General features: G+C 66.4%; 21 protein-coding genes. 12 read left to right on the forward strand and 9 right to left on the reverse strand.

Going from position 1 to position 26,268, the window contains the following annotated elements; all coding sequences use genetic code 11:
- Positions 1-22 precede the first annotated feature (22 nt).
- From R4P95_RS18835 to proB, 9 genes are all read left to right on the forward strand, one after another.
- Positions 23-2,698: a valine--tRNA ligase gene (locus R4P95_RS18835; protein ID WP_317746289.1), complete on the forward strand. Its 2,676-nt coding sequence runs from the start codon at positions 23-25 to the stop codon at positions 2,696-2,698.
- Complete coding sequence (gene folC, locus R4P95_RS18840) at positions 2,695-4,122, forward strand: bifunctional tetrahydrofolate synthase/dihydrofolate synthase (protein ID WP_213572570.1); 1,428 nt, start codon at positions 2,695-2,697, stop codon at positions 4,120-4,122. Before R4P95_RS18835 ends, folC begins: the two co-directional genes overlap by 4 nt.
- A complete protein-coding gene (locus R4P95_RS18845; protein ID WP_109328911.1) occupies positions 4,119-4,523 on the forward strand; it encodes a DUF4233 domain-containing protein in 405 nt (134 codons plus the stop codon). The genes folC and R4P95_RS18845 overlap by 4 nt, the downstream gene beginning before the upstream one ends.
- An 18-nt stretch (positions 4,524-4,541) precedes the next feature.
- Positions 4,542-4,961: a nucleoside-diphosphate kinase gene (ndk, locus tag R4P95_RS18850; protein ID WP_213572569.1), complete on the forward strand. Its 420-nt coding sequence runs from the start codon at positions 4,542-4,544 to the stop codon at positions 4,959-4,961.
- Between the two features lie 426 nt (positions 4,962-5,387).
- Entirely contained in the window at positions 5,388-8,837 is a 3,450-nt protein-coding gene (locus R4P95_RS18855; protein ID WP_317746288.1) for a translation initiation factor IF-2 N-terminal domain-containing protein, read from the forward strand.
- A 205-nt stretch (positions 8,838-9,042) separates the two neighbouring features.
- Positions 9,043-9,354, forward strand: a complete 312-nt coding sequence (gene rplU / locus R4P95_RS18860) for a 50S ribosomal protein L21 (RefSeq protein ID WP_109328917.1) — start codon at positions 9,043-9,045, stop codon at positions 9,352-9,354.
- Between the two features lie 43 nt (positions 9,355-9,397).
- On the forward strand, positions 9,398-9,661 hold the full coding sequence (rpmA, locus tag R4P95_RS18865) for a 50S ribosomal protein L27 (RefSeq protein WP_005248077.1): 264 nt from the start codon (positions 9,398-9,400) through the stop codon (positions 9,659-9,661).
- A 138-nt stretch (positions 9,662-9,799) separates the two neighbouring features.
- Positions 9,800-11,260 (forward strand): GTPase ObgE, encoded by a 1,461-nt coding sequence (obgE, locus tag R4P95_RS18870; protein ID WP_317746287.1) that lies wholly within the window; start codon positions 9,800-9,802, stop codon positions 11,258-11,260.
- Positions 11,257-12,357 (forward strand): glutamate 5-kinase, encoded by a 1,101-nt coding sequence (proB, locus tag R4P95_RS18875; protein WP_213572566.1) that lies wholly within the window; start codon positions 11,257-11,259, stop codon positions 12,355-12,357. Before obgE ends, proB begins: the two co-directional genes overlap by 4 nt.
- Positions 12,358-12,369: 12 nt before the next feature.
- Here the strand turns inward: proB and R4P95_RS18880 are convergent, their stop codons facing one another.
- The 9 genes from R4P95_RS18880 to R4P95_RS18920 all read right to left on the reverse strand — a co-directional run bounded on the left by R4P95_RS18880 (position 12,370) and on the right by R4P95_RS18920 (position 22,439).
- Entirely contained in the window at positions 12,370-13,197 is an 828-nt protein-coding gene (locus R4P95_RS18880; RefSeq protein ID WP_213572565.1) for an NAD-dependent protein deacetylase, read from the reverse strand.
- A 21-nt stretch (positions 13,198-13,218) separates the two neighbouring features.
- Positions 13,219-14,154, reverse strand: a complete 936-nt coding sequence (locus tag R4P95_RS18885; protein WP_213572564.1) for a D-isomer specific 2-hydroxyacid dehydrogenase family protein — start codon at positions 14,152-14,154, stop codon at positions 13,219-13,221.
- 9 nt (positions 14,155-14,163) lie between these two features.
- Positions 14,164-14,562: an ectoine synthase gene (locus R4P95_RS18890; protein WP_109328926.1), complete on the reverse strand. Its 399-nt coding sequence runs from the start codon at positions 14,560-14,562 to the stop codon at positions 14,164-14,166.
- Between the two features lie 19 nt (positions 14,563-14,581).
- On the reverse strand, positions 14,582-15,859 hold the full coding sequence (gene ectB, locus R4P95_RS18895) for a diaminobutyrate--2-oxoglutarate transaminase (RefSeq protein WP_213572563.1): 1,278 nt from the start codon (positions 15,857-15,859) through the stop codon (positions 14,582-14,584).
- A gap of 27 nt (positions 15,860-15,886) precedes the next feature.
- Positions 15,887-16,399 (reverse strand): diaminobutyrate acetyltransferase, encoded by a 513-nt coding sequence (gene ectA, locus R4P95_RS18900; RefSeq protein ID WP_213578107.1) that lies wholly within the window; start codon positions 16,397-16,399, stop codon positions 15,887-15,889.
- A 190-nt stretch (positions 16,400-16,589) separates the two neighbouring features.
- On the reverse strand, positions 16,590-18,689 hold the full coding sequence (locus tag R4P95_RS18905) for a RecQ family ATP-dependent DNA helicase (RefSeq protein ID WP_317746286.1): 2,100 nt from the start codon (positions 18,687-18,689) through the stop codon (positions 16,590-16,592).
- 57 nt (positions 18,690-18,746) lie between these two features.
- On the reverse strand, positions 18,747-19,613 hold the full coding sequence (locus tag R4P95_RS18910; RefSeq protein ID WP_213572561.1) for a ribokinase: 867 nt from the start codon (positions 19,611-19,613) through the stop codon (positions 18,747-18,749).
- A gap of 10 nt (positions 19,614-19,623) precedes the next feature.
- Entirely contained in the window at positions 19,624-21,093 is a 1,470-nt protein-coding gene (locus R4P95_RS18915; RefSeq protein WP_213572560.1) for an MFS transporter, read from the reverse strand.
- A 245-nt stretch (positions 21,094-21,338) separates the two neighbouring features.
- Positions 21,339-22,439: an NADH:flavin oxidoreductase/NADH oxidase gene (locus R4P95_RS18920; protein WP_317746285.1), complete on the reverse strand. Its 1,101-nt coding sequence runs from the start codon at positions 22,437-22,439 to the stop codon at positions 21,339-21,341.
- A 114-nt stretch (positions 22,440-22,553) separates the two neighbouring features.
- On the opposite strand from R4P95_RS18920, the gene R4P95_RS18925 reads away from it, so the two are divergent.
- Genes R4P95_RS18925 through R4P95_RS18935 form a run of 3 tightly spaced genes read left to right on the forward strand, consistent with a single transcriptional unit; the run spans position 22,554 to position 26,261 of the window.
- On the forward strand, positions 22,554-23,831 hold the full coding sequence (locus R4P95_RS18925; protein ID WP_317746284.1) for a glutamate-5-semialdehyde dehydrogenase: 1,278 nt from the start codon (positions 22,554-22,556) through the stop codon (positions 23,829-23,831).
- A 49-nt stretch (positions 23,832-23,880) separates the two neighbouring features.
- Positions 23,881-24,792 (forward strand): AAA family ATPase, encoded by a 912-nt coding sequence (locus R4P95_RS18930; protein WP_213572557.1) that lies wholly within the window; start codon positions 23,881-23,883, stop codon positions 24,790-24,792.
- Between the two features lie 8 nt (positions 24,793-24,800).
- On the forward strand, positions 24,801-26,261 hold the full coding sequence (locus R4P95_RS18935; protein WP_213572556.1) for a vWA domain-containing protein: 1,461 nt from the start codon (positions 24,801-24,803) through the stop codon (positions 26,259-26,261).
- Positions 26,262-26,268 lie beyond the last annotated feature (7 nt).

The following is a 26,268-nucleotide window of genomic DNA, read 5'->3' on the forward strand; positions in this document are numbered from 1 at the left end:
CCGCGTTCACTAGACTCGACGGGTGACCAGTGCAGCTCCCGAAAATTCCCAGAACCGCGCCGATGCCCTCCCGAAGAGCTGGGATCCCAGCTCCGTCGAGGCCGACCTGTATCAGGGCTGGGTAGACGCCGGTTACTTCCGTGCGGATCCTTCCAGCAGCAAGCCCGGTTACTCCATCGTGCTGCCGCCGCCCAACGTGACCGGCAGTCTGCACATGGGTCACGCACTCGACCACACGTTGATGGACGCCCTGAGTCGCCGCAAGCGCATGCAGGGCTACGAAGTGTTGTGGCTGCCCGGCATGGACCACGCCGGCATCGCCACCCAGAGCGTGGTGGAAAAGCAGCTCGCCGCCGACGGCAAAACGAAGGAAGATTTCGGCCGCGAACTCTTCATCGAAAAGGTGTGGGACTGGAAACGCGAGTCCGGCGGAACCATCGGTGGGCAGATGCGCCGCATCGGTGACAGCGTCGACTGGAGTCGCGACCGTTTCACCATGGACGAGGGACTGTCCCGGGCCGTCCAGACCATGTTCAAGCGGATGTACGACGACGGACTCATCTACCGGGCCGAGCGTCTCGTCAACTGGTCGCCCGTGCTGCAGACCGCCATCTCCGACATCGAGGTGAAGTTCGAGGACGTCGAGGGCGAGCTGGTGTCGCTTCGTTACGGCTCGTTGAACGACGACGAACCGCACGTCGTGGTCGCCACCACCCGCGTGGAGACGATGCTCGGTGATACCGCCGTGGCCGTCCACCCGGACGACGAGCGGTACAAGCACCTGATCGGAACGACGCTCGAGCACCCCTTCACGGGGCGCGACATCCCGATCATCGCGGACGAGTACGTCGATCCCGAATTCGGTACCGGCGCAGTGAAGATCACCCCGGCGCACGACCCCAACGACTTCGAGATGGGTCTTCGGCACAACCTGCCGATGCCGACCATCATGGACAAGACCGGCAAAATTGCCGACACAGGAACTCAATTCGACGGACTCGATCGTTTCGAGGCGCGGGTCAAGGTGCGGGAGGCGCTGGCCGAGCAGGGCCGCGTTGTCGCCGAGAAGCGCCCCTACCTTCACAGTGTCGGCCATTCGGAGCGCAGCGGTGAGTCCATCGAGCCGCGCCTGTCGCTGCAGTGGTGGGTGAAGGTCGAGTCCCTCGCGAAGGCGGCCGGCGATGCGGTGCGCAACGGCGACACCGTGATCCACCCGACGAGCCAGGAGCCGCGATGGTTCGCCTGGGTCGACGACATGCACGACTGGTGCATTTCGCGCCAGCTGTGGTGGGGCCACCGGATTCCCATCTGGTACGGACCCGACGGTCAGGTGGAATGCTTCGGGCCCGACGAGAACGCACCCGAGGGCTGGGAGCAGGATCCCGATGTTCTCGACACCTGGTTCTCGTCCGGACTGTGGCCGTTCTCGACCATGGGCTGGCCGGAGAAGACCCCCGAGCTCGAAAAGTTCTATCCCACCAGCGTTCTCGTCACCGGGTACGACATCCTGTTCTTCTGGGTGGCGCGGATGATGATGTTCGGCACCTACGTGTCGGAGGACGAAGCCCTTGCGGCCGGAAAGTCCGGCCCGCAGGTTCCGTTCGAGGACGTTTTCCTGCACGGCCTCGTCCGAGACCAGTTCGGCAAGAAGATGTCGAAGTCGCGGGGCAATGGTATCGATCCCCTCGACTGGGTCGACCGCTTCGGCGCCGATGCGCTCCGCTTCACTCTCGCCCGCGGTGCCAACCCCGGCAGTGACCTTTCTGTCGGTGAGGATCACGCGCAATCGTCGCGGAACTTCGCCACCAAATTGTTCAACGCGACCAAGTTCGCGTTGATGAACGGCGCTGCGCCCGCTCCGCTTCCCGATCGTGAGGAGCTGACCGACGCCGACCGGTGGATCCTCGACCGTCTCGAGCAGGTGCGCGGCGAGGTCGATGCAGCTTTCGACCGTTACGAGTTCAGCAAGGCTTGCGAGGCGCTGTTCCACTTCGCGTGGGATGAGGTCTGCGACTGGTATCTCGAGTTGGCCAAGGTGCAGTTCGCCGACAACGACACCGTTGCCGAGACCACCCGAAGCGTTCTGGGCACCGTGCTGGACGCTGTGCTCCGGCTGCTGCATCCGGTGATCCCGTTCGTCACCGAAACGCTGTGGAAGGCGCTGACGGGCGGTGAATCCGTCGTTGTCGCAGAATGGCCGCAGAGCACCGGCGCGGCGGCGGATCCGGTTGCAGCCCAGCGCATCGAGGACATGCAGCGCCTCGTGACCGAGGTGCGCCGTTTCCGCAGTGATCAGGGGCTCAAGCCCTCGCAGCGCGTGCCTGCCCGCGTGAGCGGCATCGTGGAGGCGGACCTGAACACCCAGGTCGCCGCCATCACGTCGCTGGCACGGCTGACGGCGCCGGAGGAGGGTTTCGCGGTATCGGCGTCCGTCGAGGTGCGCCTCAGCAAGGGCACCGTCACCGTCGACCTCGACACCTCCGGAAACGTCGACCTCGGCGCGGAGAAGGCCCGGCTCGAGAAAGACCTCGCTGCGGCAGAGAAGGAACTCGCGGGCACTGCCGCAAAGCTGTCCAACGAGGCCTTCCTGGCGAAGGCTCCCGACGCTGTCGTGGAGAAGATCCGCACCCGTCGGCAAATCGCCACCGAAGAGATCGAACGCATCACCAAGCGACTGAAGGAGCTGGAAGGCGCGTGACCTCGCCCGACTCCACACCGGAGAAAGTCAGCCCGGTCGACCTCGCCGAACTGGCATTGGTCGAGGCGGAACTCGACAAACGCTGGCCCGAGACGAAGATCGAACCCTCTCTCACTCGCATCGCAGCGTTGATGGACGTGCTCGGTTCGCCACACAGGGGATACCCCGCTATCCATGTCACCGGAACCAACGGCAAGACGTCGGTGACGCGGATGATCGACGCCCTGCTGACCGCACTGCACCGCCGGACGGGACGCACCACCAGTCCCCACCTGCAGCTCGCCACGGAGCGGATCAGTATCGACGGGCGTCCGGTGTCACCCCGGCGGTACGTCGACACCTACCGCGAGATCGAACCCTACGTCCAGATGATCGACCAGCAGTCGGAAGCTGCGGGTGGGCCGCGGATGAGCAAGTTCGAAGTACTCACCGCGATGGCCTACTCGGCCTTCGCCGAAGCGCCGGTCGATGTGGCCGTGGTGGAGGTGGGTCTCGGCGGACGCTGGGACGCGACGAATGTGATCGACGGCGAGGTCGCCGTGATCACACCTGTCAGCCTCGACCATGCCGAGTATCTCGGTGACGATCTCGCCGGAATTGCCGCGGAGAAGGCCGGGATCATCAAGAAGGGTCGCGAGGATGCCCTCGTGCCGCGCGACGTGGTCGCCATCATCGCCGAGCAGACGCCCGAGGTCATGGACGTGCTCCTGCGTCGAGCCGTGGAGGTCGACGCTGCCGTGGCTCGGGAAGGGGCCGAATTCACTGTCCTGGCGCGGCAGATCGCCGTCGGGGGTCAGCAGTTGGAACTGCAGGGCCTCGGCGGCGTGTACACGGACATCTTCCTGCCACTACACGGAGAACATCAGGCGCGCAACGCCTCTCTCGCACTGGCTGCCGTCGAGGCGTTCTTCGGTGCCGGCCCCGACCGCCAACTCGATCAGGAGGCGATTCGGGCGGCCTTCGCCTCGGTGGTCAACCCCGGTCGCCTCGAGCGTGTGCGTAGCGCCCCCACCGTCTTCCTCGACGCCGCCCACAACCCCGACGGCGCACGGGCGCTCGCCGCGGCGCTCACCGCCGAGTTCGACTTCCGCAAGCTCGTCGGGGTCGTCAGCGTCATGGGGGACAAGGACGTCGAGGGCATCCTCGCCGCGCTGGAGCCCGTTTTCGACGAACTTGTGGTGACCCACAACGGCTCGCCTCGAGCCATGGACGTCGAGGACCTCGCTAATCGGGCGGTCGCGAAATTCGGTGACGAGCGCGTCGTCGTGTCTCCCACTCTTGCGGATGCGCTGGAGACAGCCATCGGTCTGGCCGAGGAAGTTGCGGAACCGGGTGAGGCAGTATCGGGTGCGGGCGTGGTGGTCACCGGATCCGTGGTGACCGCCGGTTCGGCCCGCACCCTCTTCGGAAAGGACCCAGCGTGAGCGAGCCAGATTCGAGTGCCCCGGACTTCGGCCCGCCGGCCAAGGATCCCTGGAAAGGTTTCCGCGGTGTGGTCGCCGGATCGCTGGTTCTCGAAGCGATCGTCGTGCTGCTCGCCCTGCCCGTCGTCGCCACCGTGGGTGGTGGAATCACCTGGGTGTCGGGTTCCTACTTGGTGGGCCTCGCCGTGCTGATGATCCTCGGAGCCGGCCTGCAAGGCCGGTCCTGGGCGATGACCTACAACCTCTTGCTGCAGGTCGCGCTCCTTTTCGGCTTCTTCGTGCACGTGTCGATCGGCGCGGTCGGCGTGGTCTTCGCCATCCTGTGGGGATACCTTCTCTACTTTCGGAAGAATGTCCGAGAAAGAATGGAGCGGGGCCTGCTTCCTGGGCAACGGGACTGACCATTTAGGCTGTCCGCCGTGACTGAGCGCACCCTTGTACTGATCAAGCCCGATGCTGTTGCCCGCGGATATGTAGGAGAAATCCTCGGTCGGATCGAGCGGAAGGGTTTGACGATCTCTGCGCTCGACATGCGCACCGCACCCACCGACGTCGCGGCAACCCACTACGCCGAACACGAAGGACGTCCATTCTACCCGAGCCTGCTCGAGTTCATCACCTCGGGACCGCTCGTCGCGGCGGTACTCGAGGGTCCGCGGGCAATCGCAGCGTTCCGTCAGCTGGCCGGCGGCACCGACCCCGTGGAGAAGGCGTTGCCGGGAACGATCCGCGGCGACTTCGGGCTGGAAGCCCAGCACAATCTGGTTCACGGTTCCGACTCGGTCGAGTCGGCCGAGCGGGAGATCGCCCTCTGGTTCCCGCACCTCGCCTCACGCTGACCAATGCTTCCCGCGCCGCGGCGTGGCGTCCGTCAGAACGTGTTGCAGACGGATCGGTGCGCCGCTGGCACGGAGTGCGGCACACGTGTGGGATACTGAGGGCGGTTGAACCGCAAATTGTGCTTCACGCGGCTTCGACCGGATGACACCTCGGCTCGATGCCCTTCATCGCTGCCCCTACGTCAACAGGAAGTACCTGGGCGTATCGGCAAGCTGGATGATCAGGCGCTCGCGTCGCGGACTCCCGCCATCCGCAAGGCACTACATGGATGTGCAGTGAAAACGGACACTGCATGCGCCGTGTGGAGCGAGACCAGACAATCTCGCGCTCACAGCAGTGGCGCGAGTACACACACTGCGCCCTCGCGTGGCCGCGTGACATTCCCAGACAGGGGAGTGGACGCGCCCGGGGGCTGAGGAGACTACGTGGCCGATCAAGCGCCGCCCACAAATTCAGAACCGAACGCCGACAGCGCAGGACGTACGGTTCCTGTTCTTCCGGAAAAGATGCGCGTCCACGCTCTGGCCAAGATCCTGGGCGTCACCAGCAAGCAGGTTCTCGCCGAGGCTGCGGCCCTCGGAACCGAACTGCGCAGCGCGCAGTCCAGTCTTCAACGTGAGGTAGCCGAGCGCGTGTACGCAGCGTTCGCGCCCACCGACGTCCCTGAGCCGGTGGTCGAGGCAGAACCGGCCGTTCCTGAGCCCGAGCAGGCGGCTGAACCAGAACCGGCAGTCGCCGCTGAACAGGCCGTTTCCGAACCGGAGCAGGCCGTCGAAGCCGAGCCGGTAGCTGCAGCCGAGCCGACAGCTGAAGCCGATCAGGTCGTCGAGGCCGAGCCGGTAGCTGCAGCCGAGCCGGCGGCGGCAGTCGAGGACGCCGCACCCGAGGCGAGCGCGCCCGACCAGGTACGGGCTGAGAAGGAACTCGGCCGCGACCTGTTCACGACCTCGGCGTACGAGGTCGAAGCCCCCGCCGCGGAGCCCGCCCCCGAGACCACTCCCGCCGTCGCGCAGGTTCCGTTGTTCCTGCAGCCCGACCCCGCTGCGGTCGAGACGCCGCGTCGTCGTCGCAGCCGCCGGGACGCCGGAACGCCGGACGCCGCTTCCGAGCAGGCGCAACCCGCCCCCGAGAAGCGGGACGTCCCCGCTGAGCCCGCACGGTCCGCCGACACCGGAACCACAGAAGCCGAATCCGACGATGCCGATGCCGATGGCGACCAGCCGCGGCGCCGCCGCCGGGGACGTCGCGGCCGTGGCCGTGGCCGCGGCGAGCAGCAGAACGAGCAGGGCACCGAGACCGACTCCGACACCGAGTCCTCGGACTCTGTCGACACGGTCGAGCAGACAGGGGAAGAGACGGCGGGGGACGAGACGACCGCCGACAAGCCTGCCCGCGAATCCGCCGACGCAGCCGAGAAGGAGCCGGCCGAGGCCGCGGAGTCGGACGAGACGGACGTGGATCAGACCGGTGACGAAGAGTCCGGCGACGCCGACTCGGACGGTTCGAGCCGTCGCCGTCGCCGCCGTCGTCGGCGCAAGTCGGGTACCGATGCTTCCGGCGAGAGCGTTTCCGAGGACGATCCGCCCAACACCGTCGTCCACGAGCGTGAACCCCGCAACAAGAGCCGGGCGAAGGACGAAGTCCAAGGCATCACCGGGTCGACACGACTCGAGGCGAAGCGTCAGCGTCGCCGCGACGGTCGCGATGCCGGCCGCCGTCGCCCGCCGATCCTCACCGAATCCGAATTCCTGGCTCGCCGCGAGGCGGTGGACCGCGTCATGGTGGTCCGTGACCGGATCGCTACCGGGCAGCCCCACGCCACCACACAGGTTGCGGTTCTCGAGGACGGAGTTCTCGTCGAGCACTTCGTGACCACGTCCGCGTCGGCCTCCATGGTCGGGAACGTGTACCTCGGACGCGTCCAGAACGTTCTGCCCAGCATGGAGGCGGCGTTCATCGACATCGGCCGCGGCCGTAACGGCGTCTTGTATGCGGGTGAGGTCAACTGGGAGGCCGCCGGGCTCGGCGGAAACTCCCGCAAGATCGAGCAGGCGCTCAAGCCGGGCGACCAGGTCCTCGTGCAGGTGAGCAAGGATCCGGTCGGGCACAAGGGTGCGCGGCTGACCACGCAGATCAGCCTTGCCGGCCGATTCCTCGTGTATGTGCCGGGCGGCACCTCCACAGGAATCAGCCGCAAGCTGCCCGACACGGAACGCAAGCGCCTCAAGGACATCCTCCGCGACATCGTTCCGGCGGACGCCGGTGTGATCATCCGCACCGCCTCCGAAGGTGTGAGCGAGGAAGAGCTGGCGCGTGACGTCACCCGTCTGCAGGAGCAGTGGGCGGGAATCGAAGAGCAGGCCGCCAAGGCGGACGCCGGCAAGTCCGGGAACCCGCAGGCCCTCTACGAGGAGCCGGACCTGCTGGTCAAGGTGATTCGCGACCTGTTCAACGAGGACTTCTCCAAACTCGTCATCGAGGGTGAGAAGGCGTGGTCGACGGTCGAGTCCTACATCAAGTCCGTGGCTCCCGACCTCTTGCCGCGGCTCGAGCAGCACACCGGGCACAACGGTGTCGACGTCTTCGAAGCGCACCGCATCGATGAGCAACTGGCCAAGGCGCTGGACCGCAAGGTGTGGTTGCCGTCGGGTGGCACGCTCGTGATCGATCGCACCGAGGCCATGACCGTGGTCGACGTCAACACCGGCAAGTTCACGGGTGCCGGCGGCAACCTCGAGGAGACCGTCACTCGTAACAACCTCGAAGCCGCCGAGGAGATCGTGCGGCAGATGCGCCTGCGCGACATCGGCGGCATGATCGTCGTCGACTTCATCGATATGGTGCTCGAATCGAACCGGGACCTGGTGCTGCGGCGTCTCACCGAGGCCCTGGGCCGCGACCGCACCCGCCACCAGGTGTCGGAGGTCACGTCCCTCGGCCTGGTGCAGATGACCCGCAAGAAGTTGGGTACCGGCCTCGTCGAGGCGTTCTCCACCACCTGTGAGCACTGCCACGGACGAGGAATCATCGTCCACGCCGAGCCGATCGACGCGAAGGTCTCCGAGGACAACGGGGCACGCGGGTCCTCCCGCGGCGACGCCGGCGGCTCCCGCAAGAAGCGCGGTCGCGACAAGTCCTCCGGTGCCGATGTGTCGCCGACGCCCCCGCAGGAGGCTGTCGTCCCGGCCGTGGATGCCACCGTGAAGCGGGCGCATCCGGTGGCTCTGGCGATGGCGCACCACCATCACGAGGACGCGGCAGCGCCCGAGGGGCCGCGCGAAACGGCAGCGCACCACGCGCGTGACGAGGCTGTGCACGACGCGCGTGCTGTCGAGGCGGCGCAGATGGATGCTCCGGCCGCGGAGGCCGCCGAAGCTACGGAGCAACCGTTCGTCGGTTCCACCGCGGCGGAGCACACGACGGAAGGGGCGCCCACGGCGGACCTGGCCGGAATCGGAGAAGCCGTTGCCGAGGCACCGGCGGCCGCCGCCGGCGAAGCGGTGACGGCACCGGAACCCGTGGTCGAGCCTGTGACGCCGGAACCTGCTCTCGCGCCGGAACCTGCTGTGACATCCGGACCTGTGACTCCGCAGCGGCGTCGTAGTCGCCGAGTGTCGAGGGCAGCGGCGGCACCGGTGTCCGAAACCCCGGCAGCGGGCACCGTCTTCGTGATTCCTGCCTCGTCGGAGTCGGAGTCGGAGTCGGAGTCGGAGAGGGCTCCGGAATCAACTCCGGAACCGGCGATGTCCTCATCGGCACCGAGCGGGTCCGCCGGTTCCTCGCCCACCGGCACGGGTGTGCAGCCTGCGCCTCGAAGGCAGCGTCGTCGCGCAGCGGCGCGTCCCGCCGGTCCGCCGGTCGACGCCGACAACTGATCAGAGGCTGCGGGAAGGCAATCCGCCCAGTTTGTATGGAACGGTTGCCTTCCTGTAACCTTGACCAGTCGCTACTCGGCGATAAGGGTCAGCTGTGCCTTCACTTGTGAAGGCTGCGCGATCTCGACCGAGCTAGCCGTACCAACAGACCAGTCGCGCACTTCGTGGCGCGAGCAAGTTCGAAGAAGCAAGGGGTAGCCCTCCGATGGCAACGTACGCGATCGTCAAGACCGGCGGAAAGCAGTACAAGGTCGCTGTTGGTGACCTCGTCAAGGTCGAGAAGATCGAGGGTGAGCCCGGCACTGCTGTCTCGCTTGCTCCCGTTCTCGTCGTCGACGGATCCGATCTGACCACCGACGCCGACAAGCTGGCCAACATCTCGGTCACCGGCGAGGTCGTCGAGCACACCAAGGGCCCGAAGATCCGCATTCACAAGTTCAAGAACAAGACCGGCTACCACAAGCGTCAGGGCCACAGGCAGAAGCTGACGGTCCTCAAGGTCACCGGTATCAAGTAACTAGAGCTTCAGAGCTGATTTCACCCGAGGAGGGTCAAGAAACATGGCACATAAGAAGGGTGCATCCAGCTCCCGTAACGGGCGCGATTCAAATGCACAGCGACTCGGCGTGAAGCGCTTCGGCGGTCAGTCCGTCAGCGCCGGCGAGATCCTGGTGCGTCAGCGCGGAACCCACTTCCACCCCGGCGTCAACGTCGGACGTGGCGGCGACGACACGCTCTTCGCTCTCTCCGCCGGTGCCGTCGAGTTCGGCACCAAGCGTGGACGCAAGACCGTGAACATCGTTCCGGCGGCGGCAGAGGCCTAGTCCTGCCGCGAGTATGTACCGTCCTGACATAGGACGTACCAAGCTCCCGAATAGGGGCGGACCAGGGTCGAGATACCCGGTCCGCCCCTATTGTTTTTTTCAGAGTTCATTTATTGACTGAGGAAGGATCCGGCAGTCATGTCCCGATTCATCGACCGCGTCGTGCTGCACGTCAGCGCCGGCAAAGGCGGCAACGGCTGCGCATCCGTACACCGGGAGAAGTTCAAGCCGCTCGGCGGCCCGGACGGCGGTAACGGCGGGCGTGGCGGTGACGTGGTGCTCGAGGTGGACGGCAATGTCCACACCCTCCTCGACTTCCACTTCCATCCCCATGCGAAGGCCACCAACGGCAAGCAGGGGATGGGAAGTAACCGGGACGGCGCCCAAGGTGAAGACCTCGTTCTGAAGGTCCCCGACGGCACCGTCGTCCTCGACGAGAACGGCAAGGTTCTCGCCGACCTCATCGGTATCGGCACCCGGTTCGAGGCCGCCCAGGGTGGGCGTGGTGGGCTCGGAAACGCCGCGCTGTCTTCCAAGGCACGCAAGGCGCCCGGCTTTGCCCTACTCGGTGAGGACGGCGTCGAACGCGAGCTCGTCCTCGAACTCAAGTCTGTCGCCGACGTCGGGCTCGTAGGCTTTCCCTCGGCCGGCAAGTCCTCCCTCGTGTCCGTGCTCTCGGCGGCAAAGCCGAAGATCGCCGACTACCCGTTCACCACTCTCGTCCCCAACCTCGGTGTCGTGTCCAGCGGTGACACCACCTTCACCGTCGCCGACGTGCCCGGGTTGATCCCCGGGGCGAGCGAGGGCCGTGGCCTGGGGCTGGACTTTCTGCGCCACCTCGAGCGCTGTGCTGTGCTGGCGCATGTCGTCGACTGTGCGACCCTCGACCCCGGTCGTGACCCGATCTCCGACATCGACGCCCTCGAAGCTGAGCTCGCGGCCTACAAACCCGCGCTGTCCAGTGACGCCAGCCTCGGTGACCTCGCTGATCGTCCTCGCATCGTGGTCCTCAACAAGGCGGACATTCCGGAAGCTGCGGAGCTGGCCGAGATGGTCACCCCCGACCTCGAGGCTCGCGGCTGGCCGGTGTTCACGATCTCCGCGGTGAGCCGCGAAGGATTGCGTCCGCTGATCTTCGCCCTGGCGAAACTCGTCGAGGAGTACCGCACGGCGCATCCGCCGGAAGTCCCCAAGCGGCCCGTAATTCGCCCGATTGCCAACAAGGACAACAGCTTCAGCGTTACAGCCGACCCGGAGGTGCCCGGCGGCTTCATCGTGCGGGGAACACGTCCCGAGCGCTGGGTGCGGCAGACCCAGTTCGACAACGACGAGGCTGTGGGTTACCTGGCCGACCGTCTCGCTCGACTCGGAGTGGAGGACGCCCTCGTCAAGCAGGGAGCCGAACCCGGCGCGTCCGTCACGATCGGTGACGTGAGTTTCGACTGGGAACCTCAGACGCCCGCAGGTATCGATCTCACTCGCACCGGCCGCGGTACCGACCCACGCCTCGATCAGGTGGAACGTATCGGCGCGTCGGAGCGCAAGCACGCACACAGGATCCGTCGCGGTCTCGAAGGCCTCGACCCCGAAGAGCAGTGAGCGCCACCCGGCGCACGATTGCGTCGGCCGACAGCATTGTCGTGAAGATCGGATCGTCGGCGCTGACCAGCCTGGTCGGCGGCCTCGACGTGGGTCGCCTCGATGCGCTGGCCGACGCAATCGAGGCACGGATGCGTGCCGGCTCCGACGTGATCGTGGTGTCGTCCGGTGCCGTCGGCGCCGGTCTGGCGCCGCTGGGCCTCACGCGGCGACCCCGCGACCTGGCCACCAAGCAGGCCGCCGCAAGTGTCGGGCAGCTGGCCCTGGCCCACGCCTGGGGAACGTCCTTCTCCCGGTACGGCCGGACCGTGGGACAGGTGCTGCTCACCGCCGACGACATCGCGCGCCGTGCGCAGCATCGCAATGCCCAGCGGACCCTGGACCGTCTGCGGGCTCTGCATGCCGTCGCGATCGTCAATGAGAACGACACCGTCGCCACCGCCGAACTCCGGTTCGGTGACAACGACCGCCTCGCTGCGCTCGTGGCGCACCTGGTCGGTGCCGACGCACTCATCCTGTTGTCGGACGTCGACGGCCTCTACGACGGCGATCCACGCAAGGGGAACGCCACCCTGATCCCGGAAGTGAACAGCCCCGAGGACCTCGACGGAGTGGTCGCAGGTTCGGGTGGTGCCCTCGGGACGGGCGGTATGGCGTCCAAACTGTCCGCGGCCCGTCTCGCCTCGGATGCCGGTGTGCCGGTGTTGCTCGCGGCAGCGTCGGAGGCGGATGCGGCGCTGCAGGACGCCGGCGTGGGAACAGCTTTCGCGGCCCGGCCCACCCGGCTGTCCGCACGCAAGTTCTGGGTGCGGCATGCCGCGGACGAACAGGGAACCCTCCACATCGACGAGGGCGCGGTTCGTGCCGTCGTCACCAAGCGGCGGTCGCTGCTGCCCGCGGGAATTACTGCCGTTTCGGGCCGGTTCTACGGCGGCGACGTGGTTTCCCTGCTCGGCCCCGAGGAGCGTCCCGTAGCGCGGGGCGTGGTGGCTTACGACTCCACCGAGATCAACGACATCCTGGGGAAGTCGACAACCGAGTTACCGCCGGAGATGCAGCGACCCGTGGTGCACGCCGACGACCTCGTACCGCTCTGACGGGGGTGCCTGTCACGCTGACATCGCGGTGGACGCGTCGAGCAGCGCCCGCAGCGCGTCCGAGCAACCCGCATCGAGTGTGAGGGTGGCGAACTCGTCACCTCTCGTCGACCCACGGTTGACGATCACGATCGGTATTGCGCGCTTGGCGGCGTGCCGGACGAACCGTAGTCCTGACATGACGGTGAGCGACGAACCGGCCACCAGCAGTGCTTCCGCTTCGTCGACGACGGCGTAGGCAGCCGCGACCCTCGGCTTGGGGACCGACTCGCCGAAGTACACGATGTCCGGTTTCAGGAGCCCGCCGCAGGCCTCACAGTCGACCATCCGGAAGTGCTCCGTGCTGGTGACGACGGCGTCCGCGTCCGGTGCGATCTCGACTCCCTCCGCGGCGGCCACGGTCTCGGCGAACCCGGGGTTGGCTCGCTCGAGACGCTCGGCCAGTGTTGCCCGCGAGATCAGTGCACCGCACGAGAGACAACGCACCTGTGCGTACGTGCCATGTAGATCGATGACCCGGCGACTGCCCGCCTTGGTGTGGAGCAGATCCACGTTCTGCGTGATCACCGCGTGCACGGTGCCGGCGTGTTCGAGACCGGCCAAGGCCCGATGACCGGCGTTGGGCCGGGCGGCGTCCATGTGCCGCCAGCCGAGATGATTCCGGGCCCAGTAGTGACGACGGAAGTCGGGGTCGCCGATGAATTGCTGGAAGGTCATCGGGTTGCGCGGGGGAGAGTCGGGACCCCGGTAGTCGGGGATTCCGGAATCCGTGGAAATGCCGGCGCCGGTGACCACACACAGACGCCGGCCGCTGAGTACGTCGAGCAGTCGGTCGAACACGCACTCCAGGGTAGCGCCGGGTCAGTAACCGACGACCGGATCGATCAGGGCGGTGAGCCGCTCACCGGCAACGAAACGGGTCACGTTCAACGCCACATGATCGGCGAAAGCGGGCGGACGCACGGACGGCGGGTTGGAATCGTGGGGGGTGATGATCACATTGGGCAGTTCCCAGAGCGGGTGACCGTCGGGAAGCGGCTCCGGATCCGTGACATCGAGTCCGGCGCCGCCGATGCTGCCGTGCCGCAATGCGTGCACGAGGGCATCGGTGTCGATGAGCGACCCGCGGGCCACGTTGATCACCCACGACGTCGACTTCATCTGAGCCAGTTCGGCACCGCTCACCAGGTGATGTGTCGCGGACGTGGCGGGCGCCCCGATGACGAAATGGTCGGCCCGCGGCCACACCTCGTTCAACCTGGTGGTCGGAAGCGTTTCGATGGCACCCGGAACGGGGCTGCCCGAGCGATTCACGGCGATCACGTCGGCTCCGAGCGCGGACAGCATGGGAATGAGTGCCCGGCCGATGCCGCCTGCGCCCACCATGGCGACCGTCGCACCGCGGAGGGTGCCGACCTTGGAGTAGAAATCGTGCTGACGCCACGTTCGGGCCGCCATGTGTTCCGGCAGCGCCCTCACTCCGGCCAGGAGGAGCGTCAGGGCATGTTCGGCGACTGTGGCCGCGAACGCACCTGCAGCCGACGTCCACATGATCTGGGTATCGGGTGTGATGAGTTTCGCATCGAACCACTGCTCGACTCCGGCGGAATCGAGCTGCACCCACCGAATATTGTCCGGGAGCGGGTCGGGAAACCCGATCGTGCCCGCGGTCCACACCAACGCATCGGCGGACTCGAAGGGCGATAGACGGGCGCCGCCCCGGCGCACCGCGTCCTCGAGGAGCGGGTCCGGGGCGGGTCCGATGGCAACAGCTGGAACAGCAACGTCGTCGGCCATGGTTCGACGCTACGCGGGAACCTCGATCAACGGGTAGACACCATTTTCGTCGTGTACCTCACGTCCCGTCACGGGCGGGTTGAACACGCAGAGCATGCGCATTTCGGTCTCCGGCTCGACGCGGTGCCGTTCGTGTCCGTTCAGCAGGTACATCGATCCGGGTCCGAGGTCGTAAACCTTGTCGTTGTCGAGATCGACCAATTTGCCCGTGCCCTCGACCAGCCACACGGCCTCGACATGGTTGGCGTAGTGGAACTCGTTGACAGTTCCCGCCTTGATCGTGGTTTCGTGGAAGGAGAAGCCCACCTTGTCACCGCCGAGGACGATGCGCTTGCTGCGCCAATTGCCGTCCTCGCTGGTGATGTCGCGCTCGGTGTCGGTGATTTCTGCGGTGGTGCGAACGATCATGGGTACTCCCATCCTCTCTCTAGCTGCAAACCTTGCCGGTGGCCTCGGCGAGAATGCCGAGTCCGTGGTCGAGTTCCTCGTCGGTGATGGTGAGCGCCGGTAGCAGCTTGACCACCTCGTCGGAAGGTCCGGAGGTTTCGGCGAGCAGTCCCTCGTCGAAGGCGAGTTTGCAGACCTTGCCCGCATTCTCGGGCTCGTCGAAGACGAGTCCCTGAACGAGGCCTCGACCGCGGGTGAACACTTTGCCCTCGAACTGGTTGGACAGTGCCGTGAACGCCTGATGAATCTTCTCGCCCTTGGCCAGCGTCGACTGATGCAGGGCGTCGTCGGACCAGTAGTGGTCCAAGGCCACTTTGGAGGTGACGAAAGCGGGATTGTTGCCGCGGAACGTGCCGTTGTGCTCGCCCGGACCCCATACGTCGAGTTCGCGTTTGAACAGCGTGAGCGCCATGGGGAGCCCGTAACCGCTGATCGACTTCGAGAGGCAGACGATGTCGGGGGTGATCCCGGCGATCTCGAAGGAGAAGAACGGGCCGGTGCGTCCGCAACCCATCTGAACATCGTCGACGATCAGCAGGATGTCGCGCTCCGCGCACAGCTCCGCCAAGGCGCGCAGCCACTCGGCCCGAGCGACGTTGACGCCACCTTCGCCCTGAACGGTTTCGACGATCACGGCGGCCGGACGGTTCAGACCACTGCCCGAGTCGTCGAGGACCCGGGAGAACCAGTGGAAGTCCTCGGTGACCCCGTCGAAGTAGTTGTCGAACGGCATCGGAGTGGCGTGCACCAGTGGGATACCGGCCCCGGCACGTTTCATCGAGTTACCGGTGACCGAGAGCGCGCCGAGCGTCATGCCGTGGAACGCGTTGGTGAAGTTGATGATCGACGAACGGCCCGTGACCTTACGGGCAAGCTTCAGCGCGGCCTCGACGGTGTTGGTGCCGGTGGGGCCGGGGAACTGGACTTTGTAGTCGAGGCCCCGCGGTTTCAGGATCTTGTCCTCGAAGGTCTCGAGCAGTTCGCGTTTCGCGACGGTCGACATGTCGAGACCGTGAGTGATTCCGTCACCGACGATGTAGTCGACGAGTGCCGATTTGAGCACCGGGTTGTTGTGCCCGTAGTTGAGCGAGCCGGCTCCGGCGAAGAAGTCGAGGTAGTCCTTGCCGTTCTCGTCGCGAATCCACGATCCGGACGCCGTTTCGAAAACGGTGGGCCACCCGCGGCTGTAACTGCGAACCTCGGATTCGAGGCTCTCGAAGATATCGGTATGAGCGTTAGTCGTACTGCTGTCAGTCATGTTGCTGCATTCCTCCGGGGCATGCTCTTAGCCGATCGTGTAAAGATCTTCGGCTTCGTGTCCATCGGGAAAATCGTTGGGCGAGAATAACGTCTGCTTGGTGATCGCCGTATCTCGGCGACGCGCCAATGCGGTGAACAGCGCGATCGATGCCTCGTTGTCGGGGCTGATCGTCGTCTCGAGATGGGTGATCCCTTCAGGCGCAAGACGATCGAGCAAGGCGCCCAGCATGCGTCCGGCAATTCCCTTGCCACGCTGGTCTGCGTCTACGGCGACCTGCCAGACAAACAGTGTCGCCGGGGATTCGGGGCGGATGTAGCCCGAAACGAATCCCACTACTCGTTCGTCGACCACTGCGACGACCGACGTGCGGCTGAAATCTCTGCACCACAACAGGTAGGCATAACTCGAGTTGAGGTCGAGCACTTCCGTGTTCCTGGCGATCTCCCAGAGCCGGACTCCATCAGAGATCTGTGGACTTCGAAACAACACCGCGTCCGGCGCGGTGGTCGGGATGGCACTCTTCTGAACAGGCGTCATTGGAAAAACCAACCTAACAACCATCTATGCCGATTTCACGTGCGTCGCGAAATTGGCCCGTCCGGGCACGGAGCCTTCGCAGGTGAGACGGGCAATGTGACGCTGATCACGTTATGTAACTTTTCGACGATCCGCAAGCGACACACTTGTCCATTTCGAGATCTGAGGGCACCCGACGGCCCCTGTGGAGTCACTTCACGGCTGCCAGGGCGAAAGGCAGCACCGAGGTGGCGCCCGCCGCCCGCAGCGTGCGGGCAGCCATCGTCAGGGTCCAGCCGGTGTCGGTGAGGGTGTCGACGAGGAGAACAGGCCCCGTGGAACCCGAAAGTTGAGGGGTTTCCCACGCGTCTGCCAGACCGGCCACCCGGTAGGCGGAGTTGGCGGCAGAGACCGGCGGATGGCCGGGTCGTTGCCTCAGGACTCCCAGATGCTCGAGCCGGCCGATCTGGGCGAGCCGCTCCGCCAAGGAGGCAGCGAGAAGGGGATAGGTAGTCGATTCGACGGCCATGACGGCGGTGGGCCGCTGCGTCCAGTCCCACGATGCCAGCACGGCGATGCAGGCCTGCAGGACGTTCTCCGGTGCCGGACCGTCCGGTCCGTCCATCAGAGTGCGCAGTCGTTGTCCCCAGCCGAGGTCGGACAATCGGCCGAGGACACGACCCGGTTCCGGACCGTCCGTAATTTTCCCCGACAGCGCGACACCGAGCTTGTTGAGCCCCGAAGGCCACTGCTTTCGAGGCGCGAGGTCGATGCCCGGCCTCTCCAGCCGCGATCGGGTCTGAGCCACGGCGTCTGCATCCACAGCGGTGTCGTAGTGCTCGCCGGTGCAGTTGTCGCACCGGCCGCAGTCGGACGCCCCCGCCACCAGTCCTGGGTCGTCGAGCTGCTCCCTCAGGAACGCCATCCGGCACGTGGTGATGCGTTGATAGTCGAGCATGGCCTGCTGCTCGGACTCGCGGGCCCGTTCGAGACGTTCGTAGCGTTCGGCGTCGTAGGTCCATGGCTGCCCGGTTCCCACCCAGCCCCCACGGACACGGCGAACCGCACCGTCCACATCGAGAACCTTCAACACCATCTCGAGCCGCGTTCGCCCCAGTTCCACCAGCGGCTCCAGGGCCTGCGTGGACTGCGGCCGGTCGGGGTCGAGAACCTCGATGACCCGCCGCACCATGTGCTCACGGGGAAACGCCACCGATGCGAAATAGCTCCAGATCTGCCGGTCTTCCGAGCCGGGGAGCAAGATTACTTCGGCGCGATCCGTGGAACGCCCCGCACGGCCCACCTGCTGGTAGTACGAGATCGGTGACGACGGCGCACCGAGGTGCACCACGAACCCGAGGTCGGGCTTGTCGAAGCCCATGCCGAGCGCCGACGTAGCCACCAGGGCTTTCACGCGGTTGCCGAGTAGATCCTGCTCGAGGCCTTCCCGTTCGCCGGCATCGGTTTGTCCCGTATAGGCGGCGACGGTGTGCCCCTGCTCGGTGAGCAAGCTCGCCAGATCTCGCGCCGCCGACACCGTCAACGCATAGATGATCCCCGACCCGGGCAGGCTGTCGAGCTTCTGGGCGAGCCACGCGGCGCGGGCCGTGGCCTCAGGAATCTGCACCACCGACAGATGTAGCGATTCGCGTTCGAGCCCGCCGCGCAACACCAGCGTTTCGCCGCCGCCGACCCCGAGCTGGGTCGAGACATCGGTGACCACGCGGTCGTTTGCGGTGGCCGTGGTCGCGAGCACGGGAATACCCTGCCCGAGCTCGCCGATCAGCGTGCGGATGCGCCGATAGTCCGGGCGGAAGTCGTGGCCCCAGTCCGAGACGCAATGGGCTTCGTCGACGACGACCAGGCCGGCGTCGGCGGCGAGAGAAGGAAGAACCTGGTCGCGGAAGTCGGGGTTGTTCAGGCGTTCCGGGCTGACCAACAAGACATCCAGCTCGTGTGCCGCGACACGGGCGTGAATTTCGTCCCACTCCGTGACGTTGCCCGAGTTGATCGTGGCGGCCCGGACTCCCGCCCGTTCTGCCGACGCCACCTGATTCCGCATGAGGGCGAGCAGCGGCGACACGATGACGGTCGGCCCGTGCCCGTCGGCCCTCAACAGCTTGGCCGCGATGAAGTAGACAGCTGATTTACCCCACCCGGTCCGCTGGACGACGAGCGCGCGTCGTCGGCCCACGACGAGCGCCTCGATGGCAGTCCACTGGTCGTCCCGCAGCCGCGCTTCGGGTCCTGCCAGCTCTCGGAGCAGGCGTTCGGCCTCGTCGCGGAGTGCGGGCGTGGTGGCGGTGGTCATGACCCCATGGTGCACGACTGCTGTGACACTCCACCTGCGGAGAGGGGAACGGCCTGCTCAGCGGTGCAGAGCGGTCTCGATGGCGGTACGGGTGGGGGAGGATGTCGAGGCTCCTCGCCGGGTGGTCGCGAGTGCGCCCGCTGCGGTGGCGAACGGCAGTGCGGCCTCGGGGCCGCGCATCCACGACACCGCCAGGGCGCCTGCGAACGCGTCACCGGCACCCGTCGTGTCGACTACCTCGACCGAGGGGGCGTCGGCATGTACGGCGGCGCCACCCGGGTTCGTGTACTCGGCGCCGGATCCGCCGAGCGTGGTCACCAGATGGGGGACGGCGGAAATCACGTCGGGCCCGAGTTGCGCGGCTTCTGTCTCGTTGACCACCAGCACATCGACGAGTGTTACGAGTTCTCGCGGAAGCGGCTGAGCAGGTGAGGGATTGAGCATCACCACCGTGTCGTGTTCGGCCGCGTGCGTGGCTGCGACGAGCACGGTCGCGACCGGTATCTCGAGTTGGCAGAGGAGCACGTCGGCGGCAGCGATGGCCTCGAGATCTGCCGGTTCGAGAGCGGTCAGAGTGCTGTTGGCGCCCGGTACCACCACGATGCTGTTCTGTCCGGCGGCGTCGACGGTGATGGTCGCGATTCCACTCGGCCCGTCGACCTCGCGCAGGTGGGTGGTGTCAACTTCGGCCTCCACGAGGGTTTGGCGCAATTCGAGGGCGAACGTATCGGATCCGACGGCGCCGATGAACGTGACCCGTCCCCCTGCCCGCGCCGCGGCGATGGCCTGGTTCGCGCCTTTGCCACCAGGGGTAGCGGCGAAGGCGCGACCCAGGATGGTCTCGCCGGGGGCGGGTAATCGTTCGGTCGCCGTCAGCAGATCCATATTGACGCTGCCGACCACGGCGATCCTGGGAGCGGACATGATGGAAAGACTATCCCGCGTCGACGGCGTCCGCCTCGTGCTCGGACCTCGGTGACTCGCCGGCCTTCGTCCGCCGCAACCGGCCCAGGACACGACGAGCTTCCGCCTCCGTGGCGACGGCAGGCGGCGATCCCTCGAGCGGCTTGCGGGCGGTCTCGGCGATGAGGAGGACCGCGATGGCCCCGATCACTGCGGCCACCATCATGTACATCGGAGCAACGAGATCGCTGCCGGTCGCGTCCTGCAGGGCGGTCAGCACCAGAGGCGTGGTACCACCGAAGATCGAGACGGCGAGGTTGTATCCGATCGCGAGGCCGCCGTAGCGGATTCCCGTCGGGAAGAGCGCAGGAAGGACCGAAGGGAAGACGCCGACGAATAGCAGTAGCAGTCCGCCCAGCATCGCGAGGCCGACGAAGACGGTGAAGTAGTGCCCGACACCGATCAGCAGGTACGCGGGCAGCGACAGCGCGAAAAATCCGACGAAACCGGTCAGCAGCAACGGTTTACGACCCACCCGGTCGGACAGCTTTCCGACGAAGCTGATGCACACCATCATGATGAGCATCACGATGATCATGAGCACGAGGCCGTGCGACTCGTCGTAGCCGAGAGTGTTCGACAGGTACGTCGGCATGTAACTGAGCAGGCCGTAGTGCGCGATGTTGTAGGCGGCGACGAGGATGACACACAGTACGAGGGGCCGCCAATTGTCGACCAGTGTCTCGCGCAGCTTTCGGCCGGTGGATTCTTCTGCGAGAGAACGTTCCTCAGCCTGCTGTTGCTGCTGGAAGGCCGGTGTCTCTTCCAGCCGCAGGCGCAGGTAGAGGCCGATGAGTCCCAGGGGACCGGCGAGCAGGAACGGGATTCGCCATGCCCAGTCGACCAGAGCGTCGGCACTGACAGCGCTGCTGATGACGGTGACGAGCCCCGCCGCCGCGACATACCCGGCCAAAGTGCCGAATTCGAGGAAACTCGCGAAGAAGCCGCGACGCTTGTCTGGCGCGTACTCGGCGACGAACGTACTGGCGCCACCATATTCGCCGCCGGTCGAAAATCCCTGTACGAGGCGAAAGAGTACGAGAAGGATCGGTGCCAGGATGCCGATCGATTCGTAGCTCGGGATCACGCCGATCGCGAAAGTGCTTCCCGCCATGAGGATGATGGTGGTGGCAAGCACCTTCTTGCGGCCGATGCGGTCGCCGAGCGGGCCGAAGAAGAAACCGCCGAGCGGCCGGACGATGAAGGCTGCGGCGAAGATTGCGAACGTCGACAGTAGCTGCGCCGTGCCGCTGGCCTCGGGAAAGAACACCTGGCCGATGGTGGTCGCGAGGTAGGCGTAGACGCCGAAGTCGAACCATTCCATGGCGTTGCCGAGCATGGTCGCTTTGACGGCCCGCGAGACCGAGGCCTCGTCGATGACGGTGACGTCGGGTGACTGCGCCACCTCGTCCGCGGTGATGGAGTGATCTGGTGCATTCATGAGTCGTGCGCTCCCCAGCGCCGGTATCACCCACGCGGGGCACGTACCTGATGCACGCATCTTTTCGTCGCCCGCCGGGTGAAGTGCTGGTCGGGTCTCCTGGCCACGGACCCTTCGGCGCGATGCGGCCCCCGCCGATCGGCTCTGGCTCGTGGCTGGTCCCGCCCCACCGTCCGGGGTGCGGGACTACCAGCTGTAAGAGCGATTACCGTAGCAAAGGACACGGGGGCTTGTCGGCCCGAGCCTCAGTACGCCCGGGCGTACTGCGCCGGAATCTGCGGCGTCACCTGCGCATTCAATGCCCGTGCGGCTTTTCGCGGCCAACACGGGTCGCGGAGCAGTTCGCGCCCGAGGAGCACGGCGACGGCTTCTCCCGACTCCACGATCCGCTCGGCCTGCTCCGGCTCGGTGATGAGCCCGACGGCGGCGGCCGGGACCGTGGTCTCGTTCTGGATGCGACGGGCGAACGGGACCTGGTAGCCGGGCCCGACCGGGATCCGGGCGGACGCGACGCCACCGCTGGAGACGTCGACGAGGTCGACGCCGAGGTCCGCGAGGGCCTGCACGAGGGAAACGGTCTGATCCGGCGTCCAGCTGTCCGCGTCGAGGCCGGGCTCCTCCGAGAGCCAGTCGGTTGCCGAGACCCGGACGAAGACGGGCAACTCGGCGGGCCAGACCCCGCGTACCGTGTCGACGACTTCGAGTAGGAGGCGAATGCGGCCCGCGAAGCTGCCGCCGTACTCGTCGGTGCGGTGATTGCTGACCGGTGAGAGGAACTGGTGCAGCAGATATCCGTGTGCCGCATGGATTTCCACCACCTTGAAACCGGCCCGCGACGCCCGCTCGGCGGCGGCGGCGAAATCGGCGACCACCTTCCGGATGTCGTCGGTCGTCGCCGCGGCCGGCGGGGTGTGGTCGCGGAAACCGATCGCGCTCGGCGCCACCGTCTGCCAGGACAGCCGATCGTCGCCGTCGAGGCTCCCACCCCCGCGCCACGGGACGTGTGCGGAGCCCTTGCGCCCGGAGTGACCGAGCTGGATGCCCGGGACCGCGCCGAAGTACTCGAGCTGTGCGTTGATCTCCGCGAAGGCCTCGGCCTGGGTGTCGTTCCAGATGCCGAGGTCGGCGGGGCTGATGCGGCCCTCCGGGCTGACGGCCGTCGCCTCGGTGAGGATCAGGCCGGCACCGCCGATGGCGCGCGTCACGAGGTGCGTCCGGTGCCAGTCATTGGGAACCCCCACGTCGCGGCCCGTCACGTCGGCCGAGTACTGGCACATCGGCGCCATCCACACCCGATTGGGGACGGTGACTCCGCGGAAGGTGATGGGTTCGAACAACACGCTCACTACAGCACTCCTGCCTCTGATGGTCTCGACCAGTCGCAACCTGCGCGGGGGACCAAATCATTCCCGGTCGTTCCCGCGCCGCGCTGCACAGACCCCGGTATATAGGCTGTCTTCATGACTGCAGTGACCTCCACCGCGTCGACCGGTGCCGTGGACACCCGTGAGGCCGTTCACGCGGCGGCTCGTCGTGCCCGCACCGCGTCGCGGGTCCTTGCTCTGCTCACCACCGCGCAGAAAGACGCGGTCCTGCACGCCGCCGCCGATGCGGTACTGGCAGCTACGGCTGACGTCCTTGCCGCCAACGCGGCCGACATCGAGTCGGCCCGGGCGTCCGGCACCGAGGAATCCCTTCTCGACCGGCTCCGGCTGACCGAGGCTCGGATCGAGGGAATCGCCGCCGGACTCCGTCAAGTAGCGGGTCTGCCCGACCCGATCGGTGAAGTGGTGCGCGGATCCACCCTGCCCAATGGGCTCGAACTGCGACAGCTCCGAGTGCCGCTCGGTGTGGTGGGCATGGTGTACGAGGCCCGTCCCAACGTCACCGTGGACGCGTTCGGCCTGGCTCTGAAGTCGGGCAACGCTGCGCTTCTGCGTGGATCCTCGTCCGCGGCGAAGTCGAATGCGGCGCTGGTCGTCGCGTTGCGCGCCGCGCTGACGGCGCAGGATCTGCCGGAAGACGCGGTGCAATTGCTGCCCACCGAGGACCGCTCGAGTGTCACCCATCTCATCCAGGCGCGTGGTTTGGTCGACGTCGTGATTCCTCGGGGCGGCGCCGGACTGATCAGCGCCGTCGTGCGAGACGCCTCCGTCCCCACCATCGAGACGGGCGTGGGTAACTGCCACGTCTACATCCATGCCGCCGCGGACCTGGAGATGGCCGAACGAATCGTGCTCAACTCGAAGACGCGGCGGCCGAGCGTCTGTAATACCGCGGAGACGGTTCTGGTCGACGCCGCCGTTGCCGACGTCGCCGTCCCGAAGCTTCTGCAGGCGCTGCAGACGCACAGTGTCACCGTCCACGGAGATCTTCCCGGCATGGTGCCCGCCACCGAGACGGACTGGTCGGACGAATATCTCACCCTCGATGTGGCGCTGAAGGTCGTCGACGATCTCGATGCCGCGGTAGAGCACATCGATCGATATGGAACCGGTCACACCGAGGCCATCGTGACCGCCGACCTGTCGGCCGCGCGCGAGTTCACCGCCCGCGTCGATGCCGCCGCCGTCATGGTCAACGCGTCGACCGCCTTCACCGACGGCGAGCAGTTCGGTTTCGGCGCCGAGATCGGGATCTCCACCCAGAAGCTCCACGCCCGCGGTCCGATGGGGCTGCCGGAACTCACCTCCACGAAGTGGATCGTGTGGGGGGACGGGCACACGCGTCCGGCCTAGCGCCACAGTTCGACCACCAATTTCCGCAAGCCCATCGAAAGGAGCGAGCGTGGATCGCGCACTACCCACCACGACGCCGTTGTTCGCGAGCGTCGACGACGTGATCACCCGGCTCGCCGAAACCGGCTACCTGGCAGACAAGGGCACCGCCACCGCGGTGTTTCTCGCCGACCGGCTCGGTAAGCCCCTGCTCATCGAGGGACCGGCGGGTGTCGGCAAGACCGAGCTGGCCCGAGCCGTCGCGCAGACCACCGACGCCGAACTGGTGCGGTTGCAGTGCTATGAGGGCGTCGACGAGGCTCGCGCGCTCTACGAGTGGAACCACGCGAAGCAGATCCTGCGCATCCAGGCCGGGGCGAGCGCAGCAACGGGGAATCTTCACGGCAGCGACAGCAGCTGGGACTCCACCAAGGCGGATGTCTTCTCGGAGGAGTTCCTGCTGTCGCGTCCGCTGCTGACCGCGATCCGGCGCGAGGATCCGACGGTGCTGCTGATCGACGAGACCGACAAGGCGGACGTCGAAATCGAGGGCCTGCTCCTCGAGGTGCTCAGCGATTTCGCGGTCACGGTTCCCGAGTTGGGAACGATCACGGCCGTCCGCAAGCCGTTCGTGCTCCTCACGTCCAACGCCACCCGTGAGTTGTCCGAGGCGCTCAAGCGTCGCTGCCTCTTCCTCCACCTCGACTTCCCGGATGCCGAACTCGAACGCAAGATTCTGGCGAGTCGCGTCCCGGAGCTTCCGGAAGCGATCGCCGAGCAGTTGGTGGCGACCATCCGGGTGCTGCGCGGAATGCAGTTGAAGAAACTGCCCTCGGTAGCCGAGACGATCGACTGGGGCCGCACGCTCCTCGCGCTCGGGTTGGACACTCTCGACGACGACGCCGTGCGGGCCACCCTGGGCGTGGTCCTCAAACACCAATCCGACCAGCAGCGCGCCGCTGCCGAACTGCGACTGAACTGAGGGTTCCCATGGCTGCAGGTGGTCCTCCCACGTCCCGGTCGGCAACATCGGGGCCCGCCGCGCCGCACGGGTTACCCGGCCACCTGGTCGACTTCGTCGAGGCGTTGCGGCGGCGCGGCATCATGGTGGGCCCCTCGGAGACCGTCGATGCCGGGCAGGTCATGTCGGTCCTCGACCTCCTCGACCGCGAGGCACTCCGAGAGGGACTGGCGTGCGCCCTGCTACGGCGTCCCACTCACCGCTCCACCTTCGACGCTCTTTTCGATCTGTGGTTCCCCGCGGCCGTCGGGAATCGGTCGAGCGGGGCCGTCGACACCAGGCTTCCGCGAACCGAGAAGGGCGACATCGATTACGACGCCCTGCGTGAGTTGATCGTCGAGCTCCTCGCCGACGGGTCGCCCGAAGCGCTCGAACTCACCGAACTCCTGACCGCGCAGATGGTCGAGGAACTCGGGCAGTACCAGTCGGCGAACGGGCCGTCGTTCTCCGCCTACCAGGCGTTGCGGGACGTGGCGCCCGAGACGCTGCTGAAGAAGATCCTCGACGGACTCCTGGGCAATCAGCAGGACGGCGAAGCCCGAATGACGGAAAGCTACGAATCCGAGGTGGCCAAACGCACCGCGGCGCAGCGGATCGCCGACTTCCGAAAGATGGTCGAGAAGGAGACGCGTCGGCGGTCGGCCGAGAATCTGGGCAAGGAGCGGGTGGCGTCGTACGGCGTGCCGCGGCTGGCCGAGGAAGTGGACTTCCTGCGCGCGTCGGACTCCGAGCTGACCGCTCTCAAACGTAACGTCACCCCGCTCGCCAGACTGCTGGCCAGCCGGCTCGCGGTGCGCCGCAGTCGTCATCGCGCCGGGTCGATCGATCTCCGGCGGACCCTGCGCAAGTCGATGTCCACCGGGGGAGTGCCCATCGATCTCGTCCAGCGCAAGCCGAGACGCGCCCGCCCGGAACTGGTGGTGATGTGCGACGTGTCGGGTTCGGTGGCGGGGTTCAGCCACTTCACATTGCTGCTCGTCCATGCGCTGCGGGAGCAGTTCTCGCGGGTGCGGGTGTTCGCTTTCATCGACACCACCGACGAAGTCACCCGATTCTTCGACACCGGCGCGGACCTCGGGAACGCGATGTCGCGGATGATCCGCGAGGCCGAGCTCGTCAGCTACGACGGGCACTCCGACTACGGCAACGCATTCGGTGTGTTCGCGGAGCGGTTCACCTCGAGCATTACCTCACGCACCTCACTGCTCGTCCTCGGGGACGGCCGCAACAACTATCGCGACCCCAATCTGGAGGCGCTGGCGCGTCTGGTGTCGGTGGCCAAGCATGCGCACTGGCTCAACCCCGAGCCACGCGGACAGTGGGGTTCCGGGGATTCGGCCGCCAAGGTGTACAACGAGGTCATCAGCATGCACGAGTGCCGCTCCGCGCAGCAGCTCGCCTCGGTGGTCGCCGGGTTGCTCCCGGTATGACCACGTA

The organism is Rhodococcus sp. IEGM 27 (genome assembly GCF_033142305.1).
Lineage (GTDB): Bacteria > Actinomycetota > Actinomycetes > Mycobacteriales > Mycobacteriaceae > Rhodococcus_F > Rhodococcus_F oxybenzonivorans.

Coding starts and splice junctions, on each gene's coding strand:
- R4P95_RS18885 (WP_213572564.1), bottom strand. CDS start 14,154: ATGGCCGACGACGTTGCTGTTCCAGCTGTTGCCATCGGACCCGCCCCG.
- ectB (WP_213572563.1), bottom strand. CDS start 15,859: ATGACTGACAGCAGTACGACTAACGCTCATACCGATATCTTCGAGAGC.
- R4P95_RS18905 (WP_317746286.1), bottom strand. CDS start 18,689: ATGACCACCGCCACCACGCCCGCACTCCGCGACGAGGCCGAACGCCTG.
- R4P95_RS18910 (WP_213572561.1), bottom strand. CDS start 19,613: ATGTCCGCTCCCAGGATCGCCGTGGTCGGCAGCGTCAATATGGATCTG.
- R4P95_RS18915 (WP_213572560.1), bottom strand. CDS start 21,093: ATGAATGCACCAGATCACTCCATCACCGCGGACGAGGTGGCGCAGTCA.
- R4P95_RS18925 (WP_317746284.1), top strand. CDS start 22,554: ATGACTGCAGTGACCTCCACCGCGTCGACCGGTGCCGTGGACACCCGT.
- rpmA (WP_005248077.1), top strand. CDS start 9,398: ATGGCACATAAGAAGGGTGCATCCAGCTCCCGTAACGGGCGCGATTCA.
- R4P95_RS18890 (WP_109328926.1), bottom strand. CDS start 14,562: ATGATCGTTCGCACCACCGCAGAAATCACCGACACCGAGCGCGACATC.
- ectA (WP_213578107.1), bottom strand. CDS start 16,399: ATGACGCCTGTTCAGAAGAGTGCCATCCCGACCACCGCGCCGGACGCG.
- obgE (WP_317746287.1), top strand. CDS start 9,800: ATGTCCCGATTCATCGACCGCGTCGTGCTGCACGTCAGCGCCGGCAAA.
- rplU (WP_109328917.1), top strand. CDS start 9,043: ATGGCAACGTACGCGATCGTCAAGACCGGCGGAAAGCAGTACAAGGTC.
- R4P95_RS18935 (WP_213572556.1), top strand. CDS start 24,801: ATGGCTGCAGGTGGTCCTCCCACGTCCCGGTCGGCAACATCGGGGCCC.